At 63.9% G+C, this 8,617-nt stretch carries 5 protein-coding genes and 1 pseudogene; 2 read left to right on the top strand and 4 right to left on the bottom strand.

The window, feature by feature from the left end; genetic code table 11:
* The 3 genes and pseudogenes from ACESMD_RS11485 to ACESMD_RS11475 form a co-directional block, all read right to left on the bottom strand.
* A pseudogene (locus tag ACESMD_RS11485) lies at nucleotides 1-262 on the bottom strand (SPOR domain-containing protein); the annotation flags it as partial.
* A 3-nt stretch (nucleotides 263-265) separates the two neighbouring features.
* The gene (gene argS, locus ACESMD_RS11480) at nucleotides 266-1,951 is read right to left on the bottom strand and encodes an arginine--tRNA ligase (protein ID WP_372613256.1); all 1,686 of its coding nucleotides are present in this window, start codon (nucleotides 1,949-1,951) and stop codon (nucleotides 266-268) included.
* A gap of 96 nt (nucleotides 1,952-2,047) precedes the next feature.
* Complete coding sequence (locus ACESMD_RS11475; RefSeq protein WP_372613254.1) at nucleotides 2,048-4,297, bottom strand: primosomal protein N'; 2,250 nt, start codon at nucleotides 4,295-4,297, stop codon at nucleotides 2,048-2,050.
* Nucleotides 4,298-4,433: 136 nt separating this feature from the next.
* On the opposite strand from ACESMD_RS11475, the gene rpmE reads away from it, so the two are divergent.
* Together rpmE and ACESMD_RS11465 are read left to right on the top strand one after the other, a co-directional pair.
* Nucleotides 4,434-4,649 (top strand): 50S ribosomal protein L31, encoded by a 216-nt coding sequence (rpmE, locus tag ACESMD_RS11470; RefSeq protein ID WP_372613252.1) that lies wholly within the window; start codon nucleotides 4,434-4,436, stop codon nucleotides 4,647-4,649.
* A gap of 189 nt (nucleotides 4,650-4,838) precedes the next feature.
* Complete coding sequence (locus ACESMD_RS11465) at nucleotides 4,839-6,107, top strand: malic enzyme-like NAD(P)-binding protein (RefSeq protein ID WP_372613250.1); 1,269 nt, start codon at nucleotides 4,839-4,841, stop codon at nucleotides 6,105-6,107.
* Nucleotides 6,108-6,196: 89 nt separating this feature from the next.
* Here ACESMD_RS11465 and ACESMD_RS11460 read toward each other — a convergent pair.
* Nucleotides 6,197-8,617: penicillin-binding protein 1A (locus tag ACESMD_RS11460; RefSeq protein ID WP_372613248.1), on the bottom strand; the 2,421-nt coding region annotated here is incomplete at its 5' end.

Genomic DNA, 8,617 nt, shown 5'->3' with positions numbered 1-8,617 from the left:
GCGGCTCATCGTCGGCGGCGGGCGCTGCCGATGATGGTGACGCCGACTCCTCGCTCGGTGCCGGCCTGGGCAGCAGGTTGGCCAGGGGGGAATCCTGTCCCGTCTGCCAGGGCGCCGTGCCATGCTGATGCTGGGCGAGCAGGAAGCCGGCGACCAGACCGGCGATGCCCCATAGCCAGCCGGGCGGGCTCCAGCGGCGGGAGGTGCTGCGACGTCTGCTGGCAGAGGTGGCGCCACGTTTTTTGGGAGCGGGACGAGCCATGGCTTACATCTCCTCGGGAGCGCCGACGCCCATCAGATCGAGGCCGTTGCGCAGTACCTGGCGAGTCGCCAGGCCCAGGGCCAGGCGCGCGTTTCGTAGCTCGCTGTCATCGACCATCACCTTCACGGCGTTGTAGCAGGTGTGGAAGTCGGCAGCCAGGTCGAGCAGGTACTGGGCGACCTGTTGCGGTTCCCGGGCGCCGGCGGCACGTCCGACCACCTCGGGGTAGCGTGCCAGGCGGTTCATCAGGGCCTTTTCCTGAGCCTCTTCCAGCCTGGCCAGGTTCTCCATGGCGGTCTCGTGAGCGAAGGGCATGCCGTCACTCTCGGCCTTGCGCAGCATGCTGCATACCCGCGCATGGGCATATTGCACGTAGTAGACCGGGTTGTCGTTGGACTGGGAGCGAGCCAGGTCGATATCGAAGGTGAGCTGCGAGTCTGCCTTGCGAGCGGACAGGAAGAAGCGCGTAGCGTCGCAACCGACTTCGTCGATCAGGTCGCGAATCGTGACGTAACTGCCCGCCCGCTTGGAAAGCTTCACCTCGACACCGGAGCGGGTCACCATCACCATCTGGTGGAGCACATAATCGGGCCAGCCCCGGGGTATTCCGAGCTCGAGGGCCTGGAGGCCCGCCCGGACGCGGGTCACGGTGGAATGGTGGTCGGCGCCCTGCTCGTTGACCACGGTGGTGAAGCCGCGTTGCCACTTGTCCAGGTGGTAGGCCACATCCGGCAGGAAGTAGGTGTAGCTGCCGTCCGACTTGCGCATGACGCGGTCCTTGTCGTCGCCGAAGTCCGTGGTACGCAGCCAGAGGGCATTTTCCGCTTCATAGGTGTGGCCGGCATCGATCAGCCGCTCCACGGTGGCCTCGACCTTGCCGTCCTCGTAGAGCGAGGATTCCAGGAAATAGACGTCGAATTCGACGCCGAAGGCCCGCAGGTCCAGGTCCTGTTCGCGACGCAGATAGGCCACGGCGAACTCCTGGATGGCCTGGTGGTCGTCCGGGTCGCCCTTGGCGGTGACGTGACGGTCGTCGGCGTCGACGGTCTCGCCGGCAAGGTAGGCGTTAGCGACGTCGATGATGTAACCGCCGCGGTAGCCATCCGCCGGCCAGGCGTCTTCACCAGGATCGATCCCTTTGACCCGGGCCTGAACCGAGAGAGCCAAGTTGGTGATCTGGGCACCGGCATCGTTGTAGTAGAACTCCCTGGTGACACCGTAGCCGGTCGCTTCCAGCAGACGGCAAATGCAGTCGCCGATGGCGGCTCCACGGCCATGACCGACATGCAGCGGACCCGTGGGGTTAGCGGAGACGAATTCCACCTGAACCTTGTGTCCCTGCCCGGTCAGGCTGCGTCCGAAGGCATCCCCCGCGTCGAGAACCTGTCTGACCACCTGAGCGGCGGCATCGGTGGCGGCGAAGAAGTTGACGAAGCCCGGGCCGGCGATCTCCACCCTGCTCACCGCATTACTGGCCGGCAGGGCGGCCACCAGAGACTCCGCCAGGTCTCGCGGCTTTCTTCGCGCGGGCTTGGCCAGCATCAGTGCCAAGTTGGTGGCATAGTCGCCGTGGGACTTGTCCCGGGTCGGGTCGACCTTGATGTCGGGTCTGAGGTCGGCGGGCACGATGCCCTGCTGCTTGAGGCTGTCGAGGGCGCCCTGGAGTAGCGCAGAGATGGTGTCTTTCATGAAGCTCAGGTGTCCTGTGGTTCGATTTGCCATCGGTTTGCGCTTGGCATAGCGCCCCATTATCGGCAATCGGCTGCGGGCTTTAAACCCTGATGTTCAGGCCAGTGTCTGGGGATCGATATCCACGGACCAGCGGACACGTCTTGCCTCGGGCGCCGCCTCGAGCCATGCGATGAGTTGCGACACGGCCTCGTGCAGTTGGCTTCGTCGGTCGGCGGCGAGCATGAGTTGCATGTGGTAACGATTCTGGCGACGTTCCATGGGGGCAGGAACCGGCCCCAGGCAGTCCACCGCCAGGCCCTGCTCGCGGATCCACGGGCGCAGGAAATTGGCCGCGAGGCTGCCCAGTTCCTCGGCGGTCTCCGCTCGCGGGCTTTCCAGGCGAAGCAGGGCCAGGAAGCGAAAGGGCGGCAGATGGGCGATGCGGCGTTCGTCGAGCAACTGGTTGGCGAGTGCCTCGTATCCCCGTTCGGCGAGGATGACGAGATGCGGGTCATCGCTATGGAGGGTCTGCACCAGTACCCGTCCCGGGTGGCTGGCACGGCCGGCACGACCGGCGACCTGAATCAGCAGCTGGGCGGTGTGTTCCAAGGCCCGGAAGTCGCTGGCGTAGAGGCCGCCATCGGCATTGACGACCACCACCAGGGTGACATGAGGGAGATGGTGGCCCTTGGCCAGCATCTGAGTGCCGACCAGAAGGCAGGGGGCGCCCCGTCTCACCTCGGTGAGGACCTGCTCGAAGGCGTCCCGGCGGCGTGTGCTGTCACGATCGATACGATGCACAGGCACGGCGGGGAAGAGCGCCGCCAGGGTCTCCTCGGTGCGCTCGGTACCGCTGCCCAGGGGGCGCAGGTCGCCGCTGGCGCAGGTCGGGCAGGCGTCCGGCAGGGCCCGGCGACGGTCGCAGTGGTGACAGGCGAGCAATGGCGGCTGGCGATGCAGGGTCATGCGCGCATCGCAGTGATCGCATTCGGCCAGCCAGCCACAGGCCTGACAGGCCAGGGTGGGGGCGAAACCACGGCGGTTGATGAAGACCAGCACCTGATGGCCGGCGGAGAGAGTCTCGCGGATCGTCTCGATCACTGGTGGAATCAGGCCCCCCTGACGAGGCCGACCACGCAGATCGACCAGCTCGAGACGAGCCGGCGCATGGCGGCTGGCACGGCGCGTCAGGCGCAGGTGTCGCCAGTCCCCCCGGCGAACCCGGGCGAGGCTCTCCAGGGACGGCGTGGCACTGCCAAGTATCAGGGGGATGTCGTGGTGGTGGGCCAGGGCCACGGCCAGGTCGCGGGCGTGATAGCGCAGTCCGTCCTGCTGCTTGAAGGAGCCGTCGTGCTCCTCGTCGACGATGATGGCCCCGGGTCGTGCCAGGGGCGTGAAGATCGCCGACCGTGTACCTACCACGATGGGAGCCCGACCGCTGGCGGCAGCCTCCCAGGCATCCAGCCGTTCATGATCGGTAAGTCCCGAATGCAGGGCCACCACCGGAGCCTGGAAGCGCTGGCGGAAGCGGGCCAGAGTCTGGGGGGTCAGGCCTATCTCGGGCACCAGAATCAGGGCCTGCAGGCCCCGCCTTACCACGTCCTCGATGAGCTGGAGGTAGACCTCCGTCTTGCCGCTGCCGGTGACGCCCTCGAGCAGGCAAGGGTGAAAGGCGTCCAGCCGTTCATGAATCGCGGCCAGCGCCGTCGCCTGTTCGGCATTCAGGGGCAGGGCAGGTTCGGCGAGCAGGCGTTCATTGCGCCCTCGCCACTGGGCCGTCAGGGGTTCTTCGCGGCAGGTTATCAGCCCCTTGTCAGACAGGGCATGCAGCTGTTCCCGGGAGAATGACTGGGCAAGGATGGCATGCCTGATCAGGCCATGGGGGTGCTGGCGCAGCATCGCCAGTAGCTCCGCCTGGCGAGGCGCCCGTGCGAGGCCCGGTGAGCTGTCCTGCATGCCCGTCGCCGTTACCTGCCAGCGTTGGCGGGTGCGCGCCTCCAGGGGGCGCCCCTGGCGGAGCAGTGCCGGCAAGGCCAGGTGCAGGGTATCGCCCAGCGCATGCTGGTAATAACGGGCCGTGAAGGTGCCTAGCCACAGCCAATCGACCGGCAGCGCTGTCGCGTCCAGGCAGGCGTCCACGGGCTTCAACCTGTCCATGGCGAGTTCGCTGGTGTGGCGACATTCGATGACCACGCCGACAACCTGGCGCCTGCCGAAGGGCACCTGCACCCTCAGGCCCGGTTGCCAGCCATCGGCGGGTGTTTCTCGACAGGGGCGATAATCGAAGAGGCGACGCAGCGGTGAGGGCAAGGCAACGCCCAGCACCCTGGGCGAGGACGGCGGAAAACTCGGCTGACTGGGCAATTGGCCTCCGGCGTCTGCTCTGCTAGAATGTTGCGCCTTCCCGATTGATCAGGTATCGGGGACCACAACTAGACAACCTGTATGCGGTGCCTGGCAGACGATCAGGTGGCGGCATACCGCTTCAATGAGGCTCAAGATGAAACAAGCTATCCATCCCGATTACAAGACGGTCACCGCGACCTGCTCCTGTGGCACCACCTTCGAGGTCGGCTCCACGGCCGGGCATGACCTCTCCCTCGATGTCTGTTCACAGTGTCATCCCTTCTATACCGGCAAGCAGAAGCAGGCGACCACCGGTGGTCGAGTCGAGCGCTTCAACAAGCGTTTCGGCGCCGCCATCAAGCGGGGTTGATCGCCTTTTCGCCTCAGCTTCGACCCTTCGAAAAGACCCGTCCCCTGTGGCGGGTCTTTTTTGGCTACCATGAAAGCACACGGGCGCCGCTGGCATCGAATTTCCGTGAATCACGCGTAAATTGAGGAATGGAAAATTTTTCTATAAACTAGTATTTCCACTTTGTCTCACCAGACCGGACCGACAGTCATGACTGACGCAAGACAGGCAGCGCTGGATTATCACGCCAAACCCATCCCCGGAAAGCTGTCGGTTGAGCTGACCAAGCCCACTGCCACTTCTCGGGAGCTCTCCCTCGCCTACAGCCCGGGGGTGGCCGAGCCGGTAAGGGAGATCGCCCGTGACCCGGAAAATGCCTATCGCTACACGGGCAAGGGCAACCTGGTGGCGGTCATCACGGATGGCAGTGCCGTCCTGGGTCTCGGTAATCTCGGCCCCCTGGCGAGCAAGCCGGTGATGGAAGGCAAGGGGGTTCTGTTCAAGTGTTTCGCCGGCATCAACTCGGTGGATATCGAAGTCAACGCCGAGAGCCCCCAGGCCTTCATCGATACCGTGGCTCGCATTGCCGATACCTGGGGGGGGATCAATCTCGAGGACATCAAGGCCCCGGAGTGTTTCGAGATCGAGCAGGCGTTGATCGAGCGGTGCAATATCCCGGTCTTCCATGATGACCAGCATGGCACGGCCATCGTCACCGCAGCCGGCATGCTCAATGCCCTGGACATTGCCGGCAAGTCACTGGACGAGGCAAAGATCGTCTGCATGGGTGCCGGTGCGGCGGCCATCGCCTGCATGAAGCTCCTGGTGTCCTGCGGCGCCCGCCCCGACAACCTGGTGATGCTCGATCGCAAGGGCGTGATCCACACCGGTCGCGAGGATCTCAATCAGTACAAGGCCATCTTCGCCGTCGAGACCGACAAGCGTACGCTCGACGATGCCATCGATGGTGCCGATGTGTTCATCGGGCTGTCCGGTCCGGGGCTGATGTCGGCCGATCATATCCGCAAGATGGCGCCGAACCCGGTGGTCTTTGCCTGTACCAATCCCGACCCGGAGATTCATCCGGATCTGGCCCGGAAAGCGCGTCCGGACGTTATCATGGCCACCGGTCGTTCGGATTATCCCAATCAGGTCAACAATGTACTCGGGTTTCCCTTCCTGTTTCGCGGGGCCCTGGATGTACGCGCCACCCGCATCAACGAAGAGATGAAGATTGCGGCGGTCCATGCGCTGAAGGATCTGGCACGGGAACCGGTCCCCCAGGAAGTGCTGGATGCCTATGGCATGGAGACCATGAGCTTCGGCCCCGACTACATCATCCCCACGCCGGTGGATGTCCGCTTGCTGGGCCGGATCACCTCGGCAGTGGCACAGGCCGCGGTGGACTCGGGCGTCGCCCGCAAACCCTATCCTTCCCACTACCCACTCAAGACCATCGATGATGTCTATGGGGGCTGAATCGATCGCTTGACCTGTGTTGCACACCGATACGCAGACGCCGGCCCAGGGCCGGCGTCTGCGTTCATGTTGGGCTATTTCGACTTTCGTCAGAAGATGGCCTCGTAGGCTCCGCTGCCCTGGGAGCCGCTTTGCTGCTCGATCTCCTGATTGACCTGCCTTGAACGAATCTCCGGCAGGTAGTCGGGATGGAAGATCTCGCTGATGCCGCCTTGGGATCCATCAGGAAGGCGACGGCCGGACTGCGGATCGACCCGGGCCGTGACCAGGGCCTCGGGAGGAGCAGGCCAGACTTCGGGCTGTCCTTCGAGGGCTGTGCGCATGAAATCGACCCAGATCGGCAGTGCCGCGTTGGCGCCATATTCCGCAGTGGATTCGTTGTTGTCCTTGCCGACCCAGACCGTCGTCACCAGGTCAGTATTGTAACCGGCAAACCAGGCATCCCGCTGGTCGTTGGTGGTGCCCGTCTTGCCGACGATGTCGCTGCGCTCGAGTTCCAGTGCCCCACGCCCGGTGCCATTCTCGATCACGTCCCGCAGTATGTCGCGCAGGATATAGACCGCAATGGGGTCGGCCACGCGACGGGCCACGGGATAGAGGTGGCCATCGATCTCCACTTCGGTCTGGCCGTCGCGACAGTTCGGACAGGCCACGGTCGGCAGGGCTTCTTCGATGGCGTAGGTATCGTCATTACGTGTGATCCGCTCGATGAACCAAGGGCTTACCTTGAAGCCGCCGTTGGCCAGGATGGCGTAGGCATTGGTCATTTCCAGTGGTGTCAGGGTGGCACTACCGAGCGCCAGTGACAGGCCATTGGGTAGGCGTCCCTCGGCAAAGCCGAATCCCTCCAGGAAGTCGATGGTGGCGTCGAGGCCTACCTGCTGCAGGACCCGGATGGTCACGAGGTTGCGTGAGCGGGCCAGAGCGACCCTCAGGCGGGTGGGGCCGAGGAAATCGCCACTGGAATTTACCGGGCGCCAGAGTTCATTGCTGCCATCGGCAATGACCACAGGGGCATCATTGATGACGCTGGCCGCATTCAGGGTGCCGCTGTCCAGCGCGGCCAGGTAGATGAATGGCTTGAAGATCGAGCCGGACTGCCGCTGGGCCTGAACCGCCCGGTTGAACTTGCTGGCCTGGAAGCTGAGCCCGCCCTGAAGGGCCAGAATGGCGCCGGTCTGTGGCTCCATCGCCACCAGAGAGCCCTCTGCATCGGGGCGCTGGGAAAGACGATAGGTGTCATCGTCTCGCTCGAGCACCCTCACCAGGTCGCCTCGCTTGGCGATCTCGGAAGCCGCACCTGGCTCAGGGCCACGCGAATTCGGGCTGCGGTAGGCCCGTGCCCAGCTCAGACCCTCCCAGCCGATGGTATGAAGCTCACCGCCTCGAGTCATGACCTTCATTTCGCGACCATCACTCTCCACCACGATGGCGGGCTGAAGCGGATCGTAGACCGGTGTGCGATCGAGTACCTGAAGCCAGTTGCTGACGTCGCCCTCGATGCCTTCGACGGATGACTGGCTGCGTTCGGCGGCTTGGCGGGCGGTTTCCATGACCTCAGGGGATTCCGAGAGCTCTTCCTCCAGCCCCTGTCGTTCTGTCCTCTCCTGGGCTTCCACCAGGCTCTGAGGGATATCCTCTTCTTCCGATCCCCGCCAGCCATGGCGGGTATCGTAGGCAATCAGGCCGTTGGCCAGGGCACGACGGGCGGCGGGTTGCAACTCACTGTCGAGGGTGGTGTGAATGCGATACCCCCCCGTGTAGGCGTCGTCACCGAAGCGTTCGACAGCGTACTGTCGGGCCATTTCGGACACGTAGTCGGCATCCACTTCCAGCTGTATGACATAGCGACGGGCAGTGATGGGTGACTGGACAGCCTCCGCATAACGCGCCTGGTCGATATTGCCGAGTTCACGCATGCGGAACAGGACCCAGTTGCGTCGAATGAGCGAACGCTCCGGATTGGTCAGCGGATTGAAGGAAGAGGGCGCCTTGGGGAGCCCGGCAATCATGGCCTTCTCCGCGAGTGTCAGTTTTTCCAACGGACGGTCGTAATAGGTTTCAGATGCCGCGGCGATGCCATACGCCCGGTGGCCGAGGAAGATCTTGTTGACGTAGAGTTCGAGAATTTCCTTCTTGGTGAGGATCTGTTCCATCTGCAAGGCCAGCAGGATCTCGCGAATCTTGCGCGTGAAGGTGCGATCCAGGGTCAGGAGGTAGTTGCGTGCCACCTGCATGGTGATGGTGGAGCCGCCGGTCTGGATGTCGCCACCGCTGGAAACCAGTTCGAGGGTCGCACGGGCCAGGCCTCGTGGATCGACACCGCGATGGTCGAAGAAGTTGGCATCCTCGGCGGCCAGCAAGGCCTGAACCATTTCCTCGGGGATCTCGGCGAAATCCACCGACATCCGTCGTTCGTCACCGAATTCGCCGATCAACTTGCCGTCGCTGGTGTAGATACGCAGTGGCGTATGCAGTTTGAAATCCTGTAATTGGCGCACGTCGGGCAG

The organism is Halomonas sp. (genome assembly GCF_041689495.1).
In the GTDB taxonomy this organism is placed as follows: domain Bacteria; phylum Pseudomonadota; class Gammaproteobacteria; order Pseudomonadales; family Halomonadaceae; genus Halomonas.
The sequence above is the reverse complement of the archived record's forward strand: the minus strand, read 5'-3'. Positions and strand labels throughout refer to the sequence as shown.

Excerpts from the sequence above, each read along its gene's own strand:
- argS (WP_372613256.1), bottom strand. The coding sequence starts at position 1,951 with ATGAAAGACACCATCTCTGCGCTACTCCAGGGCGCCCTCGACAGCCTC.
- rpmE (WP_372613252.1), top strand. The coding sequence starts at position 4,434 with ATGAAACAAGCTATCCATCCCGATTACAAGACGGTCACCGCGACCTGC.
- ACESMD_RS11465 (WP_372613250.1), top strand. The coding sequence starts at position 4,839 with ATGACTGACGCAAGACAGGCAGCGCTGGATTATCACGCCAAACCCATC.